This is a genomic window from Bacillus sp. CGMCC 1.60114, assembly GCF_042676365.1.
GTDB lineage: Bacteria > Bacillota > Bacilli > Bacillales > Bacillaceae_G > Bacillus_A > Bacillus_A rhizoplanae_A.
On sequence record NZ_JBHTHG010000118.1, the window covers coordinates 182,440 to 198,626 of the forward strand.

Sequence of the window (16,187 nt, forward strand, 5' to 3'; positions counted from 1 at the left end):
TATTTTCAGTATAATTAACAAGTAACTATAATAACATTTTTAGTTACAAGGGTTATACCGCTTGTTTTTAATAAAAGATTCCCCGTAAATCAAGTAGTAGAAAAAATTTTTGTACACCTATGCATTCGGTATCCCCGCTAAAATGTTTCTTTTAAATAAACAGGAAGAAGGAAGTGATAAGATGAATCAAATGAATACACTCTCTCTATGGACAGCGACTGCAAACAGCTATGAGAAAGGAAAAACTCTAGAAGAAAATGAAGAGGCGGATGTTGTCGTTATTGGCGCTGGTTTCACAGGGCTTTCCTCTGCTTATCATTTGCAAAAGTTAGGAAAGAATGTCATTGTCCTAGAGCAAGAAACAATCGGATACGGTGCCAGCGGTCGTAACGGTGGGATGGTATTGCCAGGCTATAAGCCAACGATGCAGCAGCTTACCAAAAAGTATGGTACTGACGAGGCTAGACAACTAAACGATCTCTCCTTGTTTAGTATTGAACTGGTAAAAAACATTATTGACGAACATCAAATCAACTGTGACTTTAGAAATACAGGTCACATTGTAGTAGCTTACAAAGCAAAGCATTTTGAAGAATTGAAACTTGAAAGCGCATACTTAAACGAAAATTTCGGATACGAATCAAGAGTGCTCGATCGAAGTCAATTGCATCAAGAGATCGATTCCCCGGTTTATCATGGTTGCTTAGTCGATGACGCGAGTTATTCGTTCCATCCACTGAATTATGCAATTGGTTTGGGAGAAGCAGCTAAATCGATCGGTGCAAGAATCTTTGAGCATTCTAAAGCATTATCCATCGAGTACGGTCAACATAGTGTGAAAGTTGAAACAGAAAAAGGTTCTGTTATTGCGAAAGACATTATTGTGGCGACAGATGGTTACTCTGGAAAAATCATGAATGAACTGAACAAAGGTGTACTGCCAATTTCGGCACGTATTATTGCAACTGAACCGCTTCCGGAGTCATTGCTGAATATTGTCATTCCTAAAGATCGCATGGTTTTTGATACAAGTAGTTTTCTTTACTATTTCCGTCGTACACCAGATAATCGAATCGTATTTGGCGGTGGCGATATCCGTCCAAACTTAGATGATAGCGTGTATCAAAAAGTTTACGATGCGATGGTAAACTTGATGCCGAAGCTGGCAGGAAGCAAAATTGAATACCGTTGGGGTGGATTTATTGGGGTTACAATTGATACATTCCCGGTTATCGGAAGATCTAAAGAAGGCGCATATTTCGCAACAGGTTATACGGGCCACGGCGCTTCTCTCTCGACATTGTTTGGTAAGTTATTGGCCCAATGGATTGTTACAGGGAGTGCAGGTGGATATCGATTTGAAAAGGAACGTCTAAAAGCATTCCCGTTCCATAATCAGAAAACTATGCTTGTAAATCTAGCGCATATTGGTTTCAAACTGCATGATATTTTTGCGTAAAGGAGAGAGACGTGTGAAAATTAACATGTTCATTGATGGGAAATGGGTAGAAGCGTTATCCGGTGCTAGAAGAAACGTTATGAATCCAGCAACTGGAGAGGTAATCGCAACGTCTGCTGATGGATCAGAAGATGATGCAAAGGTGGCAGTCAAGGCGGCTCGCAAAGCGTTTGACAGCGGGATTTGGTCGGATTTATCGGCTGATGAAAGAGCTGAATATCTCTATAAGATTGCAGATCGTCTTGAAGAGAAGGCGGCTGAAATTGCACGTTTGGAGACTGCAAATAACGGTAAGGTTATACGTGCAACAACCTATGTGGATATTCCGGTGTCGATTCAATGCTTCCGCTATTATGCTGATTTGATCAAAGGCATGAAAAAAGAATCTTACACGCGTGCTGATTCTTCGGAAACAATTATTATTCATGAGCCGATTGGTGTTTGTGGGCTTATTGTCCCTTGGAACTTCCCGCTTATGTTAGCTGTTTGGCAAATTGCTCCTGCACTCGCTGCTGGAAATACAATTGTAATTAAGCCTGCGGAGGTCACTCATGTAAGCGTATTCAAATTATTTGAAATTATTGAGGAAGTCGGGCTTCCGGCCGGAGTGGCAAACTTAGTATTGGGACCTGGATCAAAAGTTGGAAATGAGCTTGCCGAGAGCCATGATGTTGATAAGATTGCCTTTACAGGCGGAACAAAAACAGGCCAAAGCATTATGCGCGCAGCTGCGGGAAATATGAAAAAAATTACACTTGAATTGGGAGGTAAATCTCCACTTATTGTGTTCAACGATGTGGATTTTGAAACTGCAGTCGAGAATGCGATGTTCGGTATTTTCCACAATGCTGGGCAAGTTTGTTCAGCTGCATCCCGTCTGCTTGTACAAGAGACAATTTACGATAAGTTTGTTGAAAGATTGGCCGAGCGTGCAAGCAAAATTGTAGTTGGCAACGGGGAAAACGAGAACATTGAAATGGGAGCGCTTACAAATGAGGCTCATATGAATGACGTTTTACATTACATCAAGAGTGGAATCGAAGAAGGTGCAAAATTAGTTTGTGGTGGTAAGCGCTTAACAGAAAATGGGCTTGATCGAGGATTTTTTATTGCACCAACGATCTTTGCTGATGTAAACACGAATATGCGTGTTGTTAAAGAAGAGATTTTTGGTCCAGTCCTTGTTGTACAGAAATTTAAAGATGAGGAAGATGCAATTCAAAAAGCGAATGATTCCATTTATGGATTAGCTGGTGCTGTATTTACTGAAGACATGGATCGAGCAAAACGTGTCATTAGTAAATTGCGCGCGGGCATCACTTGGATTAATAGTTATCACCTTGCTTATGTTGAAGGGCCTTGGGGAGGATATAAGCAAAGTGGAATCGGCAGAGCGTTAGGTGTTACTGGACTAGAGCACTTTATGGAAATGAAGCAAATCAATATCCACCAACATGCTAAGCCTGTAGGGTGGTATGCGAATTAATTTGGCTTAACTTGCTGTATAAACTATTTTTAGGAGGGCATGAGCATGGAAATAGCAGGAAACCGTCCCTCACCGAAGAAAGAAACAGCAGAAATGATGAATAAGTCAGTAAATGCTTCAGCACTGGGAACCAAAAGTATTCCTTTACTATATTTACGGTTTGCTTTGGCAGGAATTATGGCGAATGCGATTCTTGGAGTGGTATCGATTGTCGATGGCTATTTCGTCAGCGGCTTTCAGGAGCTGGAAGTGGAAGGAATCGGAATTGGATTTACAATCATGGTTATTACCCGTATGCTTGGCGTTCTTTTTGGTATAGGAGCCGGAGCGGTCATTTCGCTTCGGCTTGGAAAAGGGAAAATCGAAGAAGCTAGGAGTATTATGGGACAAACTTTATGGTTTACTCTTTTCATCTCCACCGTGCTAGCTGTACTTGGATTGGTCTTTGAAAATCCAATCCTGACTTTATTCGGAGCAAGTCAGGATGCACTTCCATATGCGGTGAAATATAGCCGACTATTGTGGATTTCATTGCCAATAACGATATTGGCGGTTGTACTAAGTATTTTAACCAATATCGATGAAAAACCTGTATTATCAATGAACAGTTGGTTAGTTGCAGCGGTTGTTGCGGGAATTACAGAATGGATTATGGTATCGAAATATGATATGGGGATGATGGGTTCCGCGTGGGCGAATACAATTTCACAATCGATCCCTGTTTTACTCATCTTTTATTTTTGGTTCGGTAAAACAAAGCTTAAGCCAAAAATAAAAGATATGATGATTAATCTCAAGACAATTGGTGAGGTGGCTTGGACAGGCTTTGCATCTTTTTCAAGTCAGCTCATGATGTTTTTTTCCATTATTTTCTTCAATAATTTACTGCTAAGCTACGGTGGTGGGCTGCATGTTGCTGCTTTTACGGTTCAAAACGGTTACATTACAAATCTGCTTGCTTTAGCAGCGCTCGGTGGGATGACGGGACTTCAACCGATCATTAGTTATAATTACGGTGCGGGCAATCTTGATCGTGTTAAACAAGCAATTAAGATTGGACTCATTTTTACGGTTTCCTTCTTTCTGATTGCGACAGCTTTACTAATCATGTTTGCAGATCCAATTATGTCATTTTTCTCTGGAGGTAATCCGGATTTACAGAAACTAGGAATCTGGACGACAATTGTATTTAATTGCATGTTTACATTAAATGCTGTTAGCTTGCTTATCGCCGGTTATTTCGAATCACAAGAGAAAAACTGGTCGGCAACGTTTATTAATGTTAGCAAAGTGTTGTTTTTTTCATTCCCGTTCATGTTTATTTTCCCAAAATACTGGGGAGTTGATGGTATTTGGTATTCCGCTCCAGCTGCTGAAATTCCGGGTGTTCTAATTGCGATTTATTTTCTTCGAAAAGAGTTGAAACGTTTAAAGGAAACAAGAGCAACGTAAGCATACTGATATCAATTAATCTTTCAAAATTATCTATAAGAAGGAGAGACGATGAAAATGTTTTTTGCGAAAAAAATTACAGATGAAGAAGCACAAAGATTAAGTGTTGACACTTGGGAGCCATGGGTAGGCGAACCTAATAAAGGAACTTGGCACGTAGAAGAACAGGAAGTTTTTTATGTGACAGATGGTGAGGTGTTTATTACTGTTGATGGAGAAAAGTATCATATTACAAAGGGCTGGGTCGTTTCTTTGGCTAAAGATCTTGTTTGTGAATGGGATTGCCCAGAATTTTTGAAAAAGAATTATAAAATGAACCATGAGATTAATTTGAAATAATGTGAAATTAGGAGTGGCATCTAATCATCACAATCGTATACTTTGCATAAATATTTGTGGTTTATGATACACAGCGCGGTTAGCCAATCTTGCGTCATATGCGATTGTTGCTTATCTTACGCAAATAAAATTCAGAATATTTTAACAATTAGGAGTGTTTGGGTAAAAACGGAGAATCTGATTCAGGATGCAAGAACGTTCCCTTATAAAAATAAAATCGGGAACGAATGTTCCGTGCCCGATTTTTTAGTTAGATCATTATTATGATTTATTTTTGACTAAGCCGAACAATAATACGTCTACGATAGATGAGAGGGCTTCTGGTAAGGTAATATTATTTTCCATATAAAAATTTCGATCAAAGACAGAATTTGTAGCATCTATGATCAGCTTTACAGCGAGTGTTGGATTGATTTCAATGAGTTCACCTTGCTGTATACCTTCTTCGAGTAACAAGCGCAGAGCTTCCCACTCGCTCAAAGCGTCATTCACTTTTGTCCATTGCTCTGGGTAATAGCGCTTCATTTGTTCCAACACTTTGAAGTCGTAAAACTCAAAATTGGGCAACACAGTACAAATCTGTCTGATTTTTTCAATCAGGCTTAAAGATGTATTATTCATAATTTGTTCTGTTTTTTCATCGAACTCTGATAACGATTGATCAATGATTAATTCTAAAATTTCAACTTTCGAAGAAAAATGTTGATAAAGGTATCGTTTGTTTACACCAATGCGTTTTGCTAGATCATCCATTGTGAACTTCATACCTTTATCATGAATCTCTTCAATAAAAGCTTTTATAATGCGTTCTCTCATTCCCGGTACTCCTTAAATTAGAAATTTGCTGAAAAGGTTATCTAAACTAAGTTACTCAACTTTCGTACCTTGAAAATTATTTTTAGCCCTTGTCTGTGTCTGTGCCATATTCTCTGTTGGGACATTTCCCTTATTAACACATAACACCTTTCTTTTTAGCAGGGTGGAAGCAACTAAACTCCCAATTAAAAACGGAAAGGTACATATCTTCCATGATACAGCACAACTCCCTGTCCGAAAAGGCACTTAACTCGACTATTTCAAGTATTTTCAATCCATAATACAACCTATATGCTCTGCATTTTTAAAGAGTTTTTATGTATTATATTTTTAATAACTTTACTATTCGCGAACATTAATAAAAATGTTGTAGGAAATGAAAATATTTGTGGTGCAAAAAAAGATAGAACATACAGAATTTTTATGTTTGTATCTATCCTCTTTTTTCTTTATACAATGTGTACATTATATATTTATTCTTGGTGAAATAAAGATAGATTCAAATTTTTTGAATCTAAATAAAAGTTATGCATTCTTCTTTTTTATGTAAATGAAAACGTTCACTCCTGGACTATTTGTTAATCAAATCATAGTAATGATAGCTTGCAGTAATTTCAAAACCACAGTGCTTATAAAGTTGCAAAGCATTCTCATTTTTTGTTTCTACCTCTAGTGTAATGCTTCTTTTTCCTTCTTTTAATAATTGCTGTACAGTAGTTTGTAACATGTTTGTTCCAAGTCCTCTTCCTTGATAAGAAGGATCTACAGCAAACCCAGAGATAGATGTGACCTCTTCTTCATGAGAAACGGTTATCGTTCCTACTACTTCCTGATTGAAAAGAGCCATATAAAGCTGACGGTTAGGTGCTGATATTGTCTTATGTAACCATGTTATATTATCTTGTAAGGAATCGTTAAAAGCTTTACTTGCAATTTTAGCGATGTTCGGCAATTCCTCAGTAGTAGCTGGTACAAGGTGAATTGTATTTTTTATATTTATAAAAGAAGTTGAATTTCTTTTGAATTGCATAGAGTATTCACTAAACAAAATTTGTAATCCAAAAGATTTAGCAAAGGCGTTTCCGCTTGTAGAAGCGGCATTTACAATGAATAATAGTTCATTGATGTTACGATTTTTTATTTCGTCAAAAGCTGCATTTAGAAGGTTACTACATATTTTTTGCCTTCGAAATGAAGGATGGACTATTCCTATTAATTCAAGTTTAGTAGGTCTTTCAAATTCATACATACTTACAAAACCAACTAATTTGTCGTCTTGGTAATAAAGAAAATCATTCACCTGATCTTTATTTCTTGTTTGGAGCACATCTACATATAAAGAAGGTTTATACTCCAGTCCATCGTTACGTTCACAGTATGTTGCTAAATCGATTATTTGTTGTATGTCTTTTGAGGTTAATATATTCTTTTTTTTAATCGTCAAAGAATCACTCTCCATTTCTCATACTATTAATCTTTTCTGTAAGTAATAGTGTGTATGTCCTTTCGGGAAGTCTTCTATAACACCATATACTTCATAGCCATGTTTTTTGTAAAATTCCGGTGCTTGAAAGCTAAATGTATCAAGTTTAATAAGATTACAATCGTTTTCTTTCGCTATTCGTTCGGCTTCTAATAGGAGCTTACTGCCATAGCCTTTATGGCGCAGACTATCACTGACCCATAAAATATTGACGTGTAAGCATTGCCAAAATATGACTCCTGTTAAGCCAGCTACTATTTCTTCATTATCGTTTTTTAGTGTTAAACTGATATCTTTAACAAGTGATTTCTCACTACCTGAAACTTGTGAATGATTGAATGCGATTAATTGTTTTCTGAGATAATCGCTGTCCTCTTGACTCCATTTGTATTGAATTTGCATATTGTATTCTCCTCTTTATATTGTGTTACTTAATAATTTAAAAAAAGATGGGTGTTCTATCCACTCGTCTAGGTTCACACTTCCTTGAATAGACAGTAAACGATATAAATATCGATATGGTGCTCTGCATTGTGTCAAGTTTGGAAGAGGGGATATGGTTTCATAGCCTTTTTGAAATGCTGTAGCTTCAGCTTCTGTAAATAAATATTCTAATCCAATGAAATCGAATTCTCGCGGTGCAATAGCGTAAGCTTCTGTATCTACAAGTCCGGTAATTTTTTGACCATCTGTTAAAAATTGTGTTGGGTCCATGTCGATAAGAACGAATGATGCTTCTTCTGGGGTAGGAAGAGACGCAGTTTGAGAAAAAAATTTTTTTAACCTGTTACGAATTTTTTGATTATGTGAGTGAAATCGCTCTATAAGTTCTGTGCTAGTTTGTATCACATGTTGATGAAAGCTATGTAATGGAATTTGATGTGTTCTAGATGGATTACCGACATAGTTTGTTTTGTATTGATGAATTTCAGCTAATCCTTTTCCAAAGTTATGTAGTAAAGAGTCAGGCTGATTGAAGAAGGATTGCAGCATTTGTCCTTCTAGTTTTTCAACGACAATGTACTCACGATCTAGTACATACTTGCGTAACACTTTAGGAATAGGAAGAGCTGTATATTGTCCGAGTGAATGATTGACAATTTCTAGATTATGAACAGATCGTGGATTAATTCCGAATAATTGTTTACATCCCCACCAAAAATCATTATTTGGTTCTTTTTCTAATTTAGAAGAACGAACGATGACTTCTTCATCTTTTGTTTTTACAAGCCATACATCGCTTGCATGGTCTTCGTAGCCAGGATGTAATTCTTCTATATGTAAGATAGGGGAAGAAAACATCGTTTGTAGCATCATATCGTATATGGACTCCTTTTTCGAAAAATTCATTCAAAATCATTATATAATATTTATAGGTAAAATAGGGATATTTTAGGTGGATAAGTGATGGGACAGAATAAAAAAAGGTGTTGTAAACAGATGAAATACATTGTTTACAGCACTTTTTTGATTTTTTGTTAACATTTCAAGATTTGTATTGAAAATTGTAAACCCTAGAAGTATCATATACATATTCAAACATTTGAAGATGTATATGATACTTCTAGGTTATATAAAATTAATAATAAGTAATGGAGGTGTTTGAATGGGTGGGGAAATGCAACAATTTAAGGCTGATTTTTTTAAAGCCTTATCACATCCCTTGCGAATTCGTATTCTCGAATTGCTGTCAGAGGGGGAAAAAAGTGTAAATGAAATTCAAAGCATTCTAAATAAGGAAGGTTCCTCGGTTTCTCAACAGTTAAGTGTATTACGTGCAAAAAATATTGTTGTTGGTACCAAAGATGGAAAGCGAGTTTTATATTCTCTTCGAGATCCTATGATTATGAACTTATTGGAAGTTGCTCGGAAAATATTTAATAACCATTTAATTGATACGATTTCAATGTTAGAAGAACTAGACGAAACAGACGGTGAAATGATCGCCAAGGAGGCACAGGTTGAGTATTGAGGTTAAGAAAGAAGCCATTATCCAACACGGAATTGAAATATTTCGTTTAATAGGAGCTCATCACGTTTGTAATGTTTGTATTAAAAGTGGGAATTCTTGTTGTTTTGCATGCCAACATTTACAAGATGGAGTTGGATGTCAAAAAAGGAATACAGCCTGTACAGCTTGGTTATGCGGGATTCAAAGTTTTTTATTTGATCAAATAGGATTACTGGATGAATGGAATCGTTTTTGGAGCGAAATTCCGGGGCAAATGTTTCGTAGAGATATGACGCCAGAGAAGATACCGATTACAGCACTTATAGATACGCAGAAGCTAGATAGTCATAGTGGGGAACTTCTAGCAGAAAGGTTGAAAACCTACGTGCAAGAAGGTGGAGATATAGATAAATTAGAACGTCATTTGAACAAAACGTATAGTAAATATTAAGTTGATGTTCTCATAGAAAAAGATAAAGTTTGCAATGCAAATTTATTAAAAATAGAAAAGAAGGGTTTGTATGAAAGGGTTATTTACGGGAAGATTTGAAGGATACTCATTGGGACATTTTCAAAAGGATCTTCTTTCAGGAACAATTGTCGCGGTTGTTGCGATTCCACTTGCTATGTCTTTTGCTATCGCTTCTGGAGTGAAACCGGAGTATGGGATTTATACAACATGTATTGCTGGGATTCTCACTTCGCTATTTGGTGGTTCGAAGTATCAAATTGGAGGGCCGACTGGTGCTTTTGTTCCAATTCTATTAGGCATTGTAATTACTTATGGATATGAAAATTTACTACTGGCGGGTTTATTAGCTGGAATACTCTTATGCCTTATGGGGATTTTTAAACTAGGATCTTTAATTAAGTTTATTCCACGTCCTGTAACAGTTGGTTTTACATCAGGTATTGCTGTTACTATTTTTACGGGACAAATTGCTGGCTTTTTGGGGCTGACAGGTATAAAAAAGCATGAGGCATTTATAGCAAATTTGAAGGAAATCTTTATCCATATTGATACCATCAATTTTTATAGTATTATAACTGCTTTGATTTGCCTTTTTGTGATATTGATAACACCAAAAATTTTACCAAAAGTTCCTGGTTCATTAGTAGGTATTGTTATTTCAACTTTAATTGCAACGGTATTTTTCTCGAGTCATGTACCTACGATTGGTACAGCATATGGTGCGATTCCGAATACACTTCCTCAGTTCCATATTCCAGAAATCACATTGGAGCGTATAAAACAGTTAATTGGTCCTGCATTTGTTATTGCCATGTTAGGTAGTATTGAATCTCTTTTATCCGCTGTCGTGGCAGATGGTATGACAAATAGTAAGCATAACAGTAACAAAGAGCTTATCGGTCAAGGAATTGCTAATATTGTTACACCGTTATTTGGAGGAATTCCGGCAACTGGAGCGATTGCCCGAACAGCAACTAATATTAAGAGTGGGGCTACTTCTCCTATGTCAGGTATTATTCATGGGGTGCTTGTTTTACTAACGCTTTTACTGTTAGCTCCATCTGCTTCACATATTCCACTGGCTAGTATGGCGCCCATTTTAATGGTAGTAGCTTGGAATATGAGTGAACAAAAACATTTTGCTCACATCCTTAAAATGAAAACAGGAGATTCTCTTGTATTACTTGTAACATTTTTGTTTACTGTGTTTACTAGTTTGACAACAGCTGTAGAAATCGGTCTTATTCTAGCTATTATTTTATTTACAAAACGTATGAGTAGCATGCTTGTTATATCTAAAGTGCTTCCTGATCATACAAGAAAGAACGAAAAATTGCTGCCGCATGTGGTGAATAAAACGCATGATTGTCCACAAATTAGTATTTATACAATAGAAGGTCCGTTATTCTTTGGAGCTGCTCAAACGTTTGAACAAAACATTTTAGCAACTATTCATTATAAACCAAAAGTATTAATTTTACGTATGGGAAAGGTTCCTTTTATTGATACAACAGGAGAATCCTATTTTAGGAATATTGTTCATCATTTTAAAAAACAAGGTGGCGTACTTCTTATTTCGGGAATTCAATCTGAGTTAAAAGTAACGCTAGAGAAAAATGGATTGTACAATGAGATTGGAGAAAAGAACTTTTTTGATCATACAGGGGAAGCTATTACTTATGCCCTAGAACATTTGGATGCAAAAAAATGTATAGATTGTAAGCATTTCGCTTTTCGTGAATGTACTCAACTTTCCTGTCAATCTCAAACAACGAATCCATTAGATAGAGTGTTAAAAGAGATATAAAAGATAAATAGAGGCTCTCTCTATCTTGATAGAAAAACTTTAAATGAAAAAGTGCTGTAAACAGATAAAACATATCGTTTACAGCACTTTTTTGCGTATGTTACCTAAAACCAAGCTTTCTTCAATAATTGAATGGCATAGGGAATGTCGTTTTCTGATAAACCGCCAAATCCCATCAATACGTAAGATTCCTTCTGTAAATCATATACTGCATCATATAGGGATAATGGATATACTTTCACACCTTTTACAGCAGCCTTATCAATAAGCTCATGTTCATTCATTCTGTTATGAACATGCAATACAATATGAAGTCCCGACTGGGAACCTATGATATCAACTAGAGGGCCCATTTCTTGTTGAATTGTATGTACTAATAATTGATGTTTCTTTTTATATACAGTGCGAATTCGATTTAAGTGTCGATTCCAATAACCTTCTCTCATAAATGTTGCAAACGTGAGTTGTTGTATTTTTGAGACAGTTTGTTTGAAGATGGTACCATGGTGTTGATAAGCTTTTAGCAAAGGTTGTGGAAGAACCATATAACTCATTCGGAGTGAAGGCAAAAATGACTTCGAAAATGTTCCCATGTAAATGACACGTCCATTTGTATCTAATCCTTGTAAGGAAGGGATAGGTTTCCCAGTGTAACGAAATTCACCGTCATAATCATCTTCTATAATATAGCTATCATTTTCATTTGCCCATTTTAACAGCTCCATTCGGCGAGAAAGCGGCATAATCATTCCATATGGAAATTGATGAGAAGGTGTTACATATACAACATCAGCATTACTTTTATATAAAGAAGAAATATGAATCCCTTTTTCATCTAGAGAAATGGGCTGTATATGTAATCCATAGCTTTGCATGACAGCTCTTACTCGGTGAAAACCCGGATTTTCCATTGCATATGTGTATTCATTCCCAAGCAATTGCAAAAGCAGCCAAAGAAGAGGTTGTGTACCGGCTCCGATGATAATTTGTTCTGGGGTAGAATGCACACCACGTGCTTGATAGAGATAACGAGAGATTTCAGAGCGAAGCTGCCACTCACCTTGTGGGTCTTCTTTTGTAAATAAATCATTCTCATATTCTAGGAGGCAATTACTAGTTATCTTTTTCCAAGTTGACGATGGAAAAGAGGATGTATCAATGCTTCCATGACTGAAATCATAACGTAAATTCTCTCGAACAGGTTTCCCTTCATATACAATATGTTTATTGTTTGTTGTTTGGATCATATCGTAATCTGCAGCAGCAACAAATAAACCTCGTTTTTGTTTACTCTCAACATAACCTTCAGCTATCAATTGTTGATATGCATATTCCACTGTATTACGGCTTATACCAAGCTGCAAAGATAAATTGCGGTGAGATGGCAGACGATTACCGACCTCAATATTTCCTTGTAAGATTTCTTGTTTTATATGGTTATAAATTTGTATGTAAAGTGGTATCTTACTTTCTGAATCTAATGGGATGATCAATTCCATTGGCATTTTCCTTTCAAACTGCCCCTGTAAAAAAGAATAAAACTGTCACTTACAAAAGGGGCATGAGATTTTTATAATAACAATTATAAAATATTTTGAATTTTTTATAAATAATTGGAGGGAAAGAATATGAATACATGTGTACAAGAGGTAAAAACAGAACAGGAATTTTGTAGGGTATTACCAGTATTACAGCAGTTGCGGCCTACACTTTCTCAAGAAGAAGCACAGCCTCTTTTGGAAAGAATGAAAGAAGAAAATTATCGCCTATTTGCTTTGTATAACAGTGAGGAAGAAGTAGTGAGTTTAGCAGGAACGGCAATTTGTACAAATTTTTATAATAAGAAACATGTCTTTATATATGATCTTGTTACAGCAGAAGCACATCGATCAAAAGGATATGGAGAGACATTGCTGTCGTATATTGAGGGATGGGGCAAAGAAAATGACTGTTCTTGTGTCGTATTAACTTCAGCGTTTCCAAGAATAGATGCACATCGCTTTTATGAACGAGAAGGGTATGAAAAGGTGAGTTATTCATTTCATAAGGAAATAAAATAAAGCAGAGGATAATCTTCTGCTTTATTTTGTACAAAGAGTATGTTTTATGAATTTAAAGTCTTCTTTTTTCATTTGTACTACGTAAGCATCACCTGTTGTTGCTATATGACGGAATCCAAAATTTTGTAAAACTCGTTGGCCAGAAATGTTGTTTTTTGCAATGCAATCTATCATAATCTCTCCGTTAAACCCTTCAAAGTAATATTCTAACAATAAACAAATTGCTTCTTTTGCATATCCATTTCCACGATGTTTGTATTCAATTTTGATATTAAATTCTGCAGTTTTTGTATTTAAATCATATCTCCCAAAGCTAACTTCTCCTATAGGGGTATCAGTGTTTGTGTAGATTAAAGTGTAAAAGTGTTTTCCATCAGTCGGCTCAACATTTTTCTCAAACCAACTTGGGCGGCGGTCTTCTAAAAAAATGAGTTCCGCCAACAGCTTCCATTGTTTTCTCATCCAGCCAGAGCTTTTGAATATAATCTAATTCTTTAAAAGTTGGCTTTTTAATATATATATTTTGGCCATTTCGTTTGAACATGAAATTTCCGCCCCTCATAATTTTCCTTAACATGGAAAACCTCCAAAAAATATTTTTACAATATTATACAAAATATATCTATTTGTTTTGATTTTTCAGAAAAAATATTATAATAAATAAAAAATATATTGTCTTTTAGTTCATTTAGTGGTGAATAAGAGAGGATCATACTACAGATTGCATAATATATTGCTACATGGTAATTGGAAGATGAGAAGGCATATATAGGAGGAATTTATGAACCAACTTTATATAAAAGGAGAAAAAATAGTTATTAGAATGATAGAAGACGAGGATCTATATCCGCTATGGCAAGAAATATATAAAGAAGAAAAACCAGAATGGAAAAAGTGGGACGCACCGTATTTTCCTTTTGTGAGACAAGAGTTTCCAATATTTCAGGAAAGAATTCGCTCTAAGCTCGAGAAAGACCCCTATTCACAGCTTATCATCGAAAATGAAGGTGAAATCATTGGGGTTGTAACGTATTATTGGGAACACGAGCCATCACGCTGGTTAGAAATAGGCATTACAATTTATAATCCGGCGTATTGGAGCGGTGGATATGGAACAGACGCATTACGTTTATATGTAGACGTCTTATTCCAACATTTGCGTATTGCGCGTGTAGGCTTGACAACATGGTCAGGAAATAGGCGCATGATGAAGGTTGCTGAGAAGCTAGGCATGCAATTAGAGGGAAGAATGAGAAAATGCCGTTATTATAATGGAGAATATTATGATTCGATTCGGATGGGGATGATCCGTGAGGAATGGGAAGAAATGAAAGCAGCGAGGGGATGGGCCGTTTGTACGCAGTTATTGTAACGTTTGATGAAATATTTGCAGCACATATAAAAAATAAATGGGATGAATTAAGTGATTTGTCATCTTATATAAACAACATTGAGGGACTGGAACCACATATTACATTAGCAGACTATAAATATTTAGATGTCGAAATATTCAAACGAGAGCTGCATCAGTTTGCAAAGTGTATGAGTACTATTGAAATCGAATTTTCTCATATAGGAAGTTTTCCGGTAAATGGAACAGTCTTTTATGCTCCGACGATAACAGAAAATCTGAAACAGTTTCATACAAACTATCATAAATGTTTTAGTCGTTTTCAAGATAATGCAGATTCCTATTATGTACCAGATAAATGGGTTCCACATTGTACGGTAGCAAGTAGACTAACGAAAATAAAGTTAGGACAAGTTTTTCAACATGTATGTGAGAGATTTGAAGTGATGCGAGCAGTAATAAATCGTATCAAGTTAATCCAAGTTGTATATGAAGATGGAGTGTGTGTGAAGTGTAACATATTAGCAGATTATAGATTGGAGGAGTCTCTATGAACTTTGTTATTCGTGAAATGAAAGAAGAAGATATTCCGTCTGTACAACATGTGGCCAAGACTTCTTGGAACGATGCATATACAGATATTATTCCGATATCAGTGCAAGAGAAGTTTTTACAGCATGCTTATTCTTATGACATGATGAAGCATCGTTTACAATATTCACATTTGTTTGTGGGAGAAGTAGACGGAAAAGTTGTCGGATTTGCAAATTTTTCACCGATAAAGCATCAATCTGAAACGGAGTTAGGAGCAATTTATCTATTGCCTGAATATCAAAGTAACGGTATAGGAGCGGCGTTGTTGCAAACAGGAATTGCAATGTTGGAAGGTGTGAAAAAGATTTATATTAACGTAGAATCAGAGAATAAAAAAGGGAAAGCATTTTATAATGCAAAGGGGTTTGCAGTGGTTGATGCGTTTGAAGAAGATTTTGGTGGCCATATACTCAAGACATTAAGGATGGTATTACATGTTTAGTAGGAGGGAGGAAGAGGTTCTTATGATACAAAGAGCAACTGAAAACGATACAGAAAAAATTCTAGCTCATGCTACCGAGTCTTTATATGAAGGGACTATGAAAACGAGTAAGTTGAGCCAAGAGAAAGTACTAGAAATTACAGCGCCCCTTTTAGAAAAAGGAGCATTTTATCTTGTTGTAAAACAGGATGATATTTTGAATGGATGGATATTAATTGGGAGTAATAAAGACTATTTTTCTGGAGAAGAAATAGGTTTCATTTATGAATTGTATGTGTTGCCTTCTTATCGTGGACAAGACCTTTCACGCCAACTTATGAGAGCGGCAGTTGATGAATTATATAAGCTAGGCTATTCGGAAATTCGTTTGAACGTGTTTGCAGGGAATTTTGCGAAAGAGTTGTATAAAGAGATGGGATTCATTGAGCGGCAAATTGTTATGAGCTTGAAGCGTGAGAGTATGTAATTTCGAAAG

18 protein-coding genes are annotated in these 16,187 nt (G+C 36.0%); 12 read left to right on the forward strand and 6 right to left on the reverse strand.

The features are described 5' to 3' along the window. Positions 1-142: 142 nt before the first annotated feature. Genes ACFQZ1_RS22235 through ACFQZ1_RS22250 form a run of 4 tightly spaced genes read left to right on the forward strand, consistent with a single transcriptional unit; the run spans position 143 to position 4,736 of the window. A complete protein-coding gene (locus ACFQZ1_RS22235) occupies positions 143-1,459 on the forward strand; it encodes an NAD(P)/FAD-dependent oxidoreductase (RefSeq protein WP_377884945.1) in 1,317 nt (438 codons plus the stop codon). A 13-nt stretch (positions 1,460-1,472) separates the two neighbouring features. Further along, positions 1,473-2,945: an aldehyde dehydrogenase family protein gene (locus tag ACFQZ1_RS22240; protein ID WP_377884325.1), complete on the forward strand. Its 1,473-nt coding sequence runs from the start codon at positions 1,473-1,475 to the stop codon at positions 2,943-2,945. A 45-nt stretch (positions 2,946-2,990) separates the two neighbouring features. Then, entirely contained in the window at positions 2,991-4,397 is a 1,407-nt protein-coding gene (locus ACFQZ1_RS22245) for an MATE family efflux transporter (protein WP_377884326.1), read from the forward strand. Positions 4,398-4,454: 57 nt separating this feature from the next. Then, a complete protein-coding gene (locus tag ACFQZ1_RS22250) occupies positions 4,455-4,736 on the forward strand; it encodes a cupin domain-containing protein (RefSeq protein WP_377884947.1) in 282 nt (93 codons plus the stop codon). A 261-nt stretch (positions 4,737-4,997) separates the two neighbouring features. Here ACFQZ1_RS22250 and ACFQZ1_RS22255 read toward each other — a convergent pair whose 3' ends face one another. From ACFQZ1_RS22255 to ACFQZ1_RS22270, 4 genes are all read right to left on the reverse strand, one after another. Next, positions 4,998-5,552, reverse strand: coding sequence for a TetR/AcrR family transcriptional regulator (locus ACFQZ1_RS22255; protein ID WP_377884327.1), 555 nt, complete (start codon positions 5,550-5,552; stop codon positions 4,998-5,000). Positions 5,553-6,123: 571 nt separating this feature from the next. Further along, positions 6,124-6,996, reverse strand: a complete 873-nt coding sequence (locus ACFQZ1_RS22260) for a GNAT family N-acetyltransferase (protein ID WP_377884328.1) — start codon at positions 6,994-6,996, stop codon at positions 6,124-6,126. An 18-nt stretch (positions 6,997-7,014) separates the two neighbouring features. After that, positions 7,015-7,437, reverse strand: a complete 423-nt coding sequence (locus ACFQZ1_RS22265; protein WP_377884329.1) for a GNAT family N-acetyltransferase — start codon at positions 7,435-7,437, stop codon at positions 7,015-7,017. Positions 7,438-7,452: 15 nt separating this feature from the next. Continuing rightward, complete coding sequence (locus ACFQZ1_RS22270; RefSeq protein WP_377884948.1) at positions 7,453-8,349, reverse strand: phosphotransferase; 897 nt, start codon at positions 8,347-8,349, stop codon at positions 7,453-7,455. Positions 8,350-8,641: 292 nt separating this feature from the next. Here ACFQZ1_RS22270 and ACFQZ1_RS22275 point away from each other — a divergent pair, with 292 nt between their 5' ends. The 3 genes from ACFQZ1_RS22275 (at position 8,642) to ACFQZ1_RS22285 (ending at position 11,265) form a co-directional block, all read left to right on the forward strand. Next, positions 8,642-9,007, forward strand: coding sequence for an ArsR/SmtB family transcription factor (locus tag ACFQZ1_RS22275; RefSeq protein WP_377884330.1), 366 nt, complete (start codon positions 8,642-8,644; stop codon positions 9,005-9,007). Then, positions 8,997-9,437 (forward strand): DNA mismatch repair protein, encoded by a 441-nt coding sequence (locus ACFQZ1_RS22280; protein WP_377884331.1) that lies wholly within the window; start codon positions 8,997-8,999, stop codon positions 9,435-9,437. The genes ACFQZ1_RS22275 and ACFQZ1_RS22280 overlap by 11 nt, the downstream gene beginning before the upstream one ends. Before the next feature lie 70 nt (positions 9,438-9,507). Then, entirely contained in the window at positions 9,508-11,265 is a 1,758-nt protein-coding gene (locus ACFQZ1_RS22285; RefSeq protein WP_377884332.1) for a SulP family inorganic anion transporter, read from the forward strand. Positions 11,266-11,369: 104 nt separating this feature from the next. On the opposite strand, the gene pdxR is transcribed toward ACFQZ1_RS22285, so the two are convergent. Continuing rightward, complete coding sequence (gene pdxR / locus ACFQZ1_RS22290) at positions 11,370-12,764, reverse strand: MocR-like pyridoxine biosynthesis transcription factor PdxR (RefSeq protein WP_377884333.1); 1,395 nt, start codon at positions 12,762-12,764, stop codon at positions 11,370-11,372. A 129-nt stretch (positions 12,765-12,893) separates the two neighbouring features. Here pdxR and ACFQZ1_RS22295 point away from each other — a divergent pair, with 129 nt between their 5' ends. Beyond that, positions 12,894-13,325, forward strand: coding sequence for a GNAT family N-acetyltransferase (locus ACFQZ1_RS22295; protein ID WP_377884334.1), 432 nt, complete (start codon positions 12,894-12,896; stop codon positions 13,323-13,325). A 21-nt stretch (positions 13,326-13,346) separates the two neighbouring features. On the opposite strand, the gene ACFQZ1_RS22300 is transcribed toward ACFQZ1_RS22295, so the two are convergent. Beyond that, complete coding sequence (locus ACFQZ1_RS22300; RefSeq protein WP_377884335.1) at positions 13,347-13,787, reverse strand: GNAT family N-acetyltransferase; 441 nt, start codon at positions 13,785-13,787, stop codon at positions 13,347-13,349. Positions 13,788-14,106: 319 nt separating this feature from the next. Between ACFQZ1_RS22300 and ACFQZ1_RS22305 the strand changes: the two genes are divergently transcribed. Genes ACFQZ1_RS22305 through ACFQZ1_RS22320 form a run of 4 tightly spaced genes read left to right on the forward strand, consistent with a single transcriptional unit; the run spans position 14,107 to position 16,178 of the window. Beyond that, a complete protein-coding gene (locus ACFQZ1_RS22305) occupies positions 14,107-14,697 on the forward strand; it encodes a GNAT family N-acetyltransferase (protein WP_377884336.1) in 591 nt (196 codons plus the stop codon). Continuing rightward, entirely contained in the window at positions 14,679-15,230 is a 552-nt protein-coding gene (locus ACFQZ1_RS22310; protein ID WP_377884337.1) for a 2'-5' RNA ligase family protein, read from the forward strand. The genes ACFQZ1_RS22305 and ACFQZ1_RS22310 overlap by 19 nt, the downstream gene beginning before the upstream one ends. Beyond that, positions 15,227-15,712, forward strand: coding sequence for a GNAT family N-acetyltransferase (locus ACFQZ1_RS22315; RefSeq protein WP_377884339.1), 486 nt, complete (start codon positions 15,227-15,229; stop codon positions 15,710-15,712). The genes ACFQZ1_RS22310 and ACFQZ1_RS22315 overlap by 4 nt, the downstream gene beginning before the upstream one ends. Before the next feature lie 22 nt (positions 15,713-15,734). Continuing rightward, the gene (locus ACFQZ1_RS22320; RefSeq protein ID WP_377884340.1) at positions 15,735-16,178 is read left to right on the forward strand and encodes a GNAT family N-acetyltransferase; all 444 of its coding nucleotides are present in this window, start codon (positions 15,735-15,737) and stop codon (positions 16,176-16,178) included. The last annotated feature ends 9 nt before the right edge of the window (positions 16,179-16,187 follow it).

What these genes read in the sequence shown, in the direction of transcription:
- ACFQZ1_RS22265 (WP_377884329.1), bottom strand. Translation starts at nt 7,437, where the DNA reads ATGCAAATTCAATACAAATGGAGTCAAGAGGACAGCGATTATCTCAGA.
- ACFQZ1_RS22300 (WP_377884335.1), bottom strand. Translation starts at nt 13,787, where the DNA reads ATGAGAAAACAATGGAAGCTGTTGGCGGAACTCATTTTTTTAGAAGAC.
- ACFQZ1_RS22235 (WP_377884945.1), top strand. Translation starts at nt 143, where the DNA reads ATGTTTCTTTTAAATAAACAGGAAGAAGGAAGTGATAAGATGAATCAA.
- pdxR (WP_377884333.1), bottom strand. Translation starts at nt 12,764, where the DNA reads ATGGAATTGATCATCCCATTAGATTCAGAAAGTAAGATACCACTTTAC.
- ACFQZ1_RS22270 (WP_377884948.1), bottom strand. Translation starts at nt 8,349, where the DNA reads ATGCTACAAACGATGTTTTCTTCCCCTATCTTACATATAGAAGAATTA.
- ACFQZ1_RS22295 (WP_377884334.1), top strand. Translation starts at nt 12,894, where the DNA reads ATGAATACATGTGTACAAGAGGTAAAAACAGAACAGGAATTTTGTAGG.
- ACFQZ1_RS22320 (WP_377884340.1), top strand. Translation starts at nt 15,735, where the DNA reads ATGATACAAAGAGCAACTGAAAACGATACAGAAAAAATTCTAGCTCAT.
- ACFQZ1_RS22250 (WP_377884947.1), top strand. Translation starts at nt 4,455, where the DNA reads ATGTTTTTTGCGAAAAAAATTACAGATGAAGAAGCACAAAGATTAAGT.
- ACFQZ1_RS22245 (WP_377884326.1), top strand. Translation starts at nt 2,991, where the DNA reads ATGGAAATAGCAGGAAACCGTCCCTCACCGAAGAAAGAAACAGCAGAA.
- ACFQZ1_RS22285 (WP_377884332.1), top strand. Translation starts at nt 9,508, where the DNA reads ATGAAAGGGTTATTTACGGGAAGATTTGAAGGATACTCATTGGGACAT.
- ACFQZ1_RS22275 (WP_377884330.1), top strand. Translation starts at nt 8,642, where the DNA reads ATGGGTGGGGAAATGCAACAATTTAAGGCTGATTTTTTTAAAGCCTTA.
- ACFQZ1_RS22255 (WP_377884327.1), bottom strand. Translation starts at nt 5,552, where the DNA reads ATGAGAGAACGCATTATAAAAGCTTTTATTGAAGAGATTCATGATAAA.
- ACFQZ1_RS22315 (WP_377884339.1), top strand. Translation starts at nt 15,227, where the DNA reads ATGAACTTTGTTATTCGTGAAATGAAAGAAGAAGATATTCCGTCTGTA.
- ACFQZ1_RS22305 (WP_377884336.1), top strand. Translation starts at nt 14,107, where the DNA reads ATGAACCAACTTTATATAAAAGGAGAAAAAATAGTTATTAGAATGATA.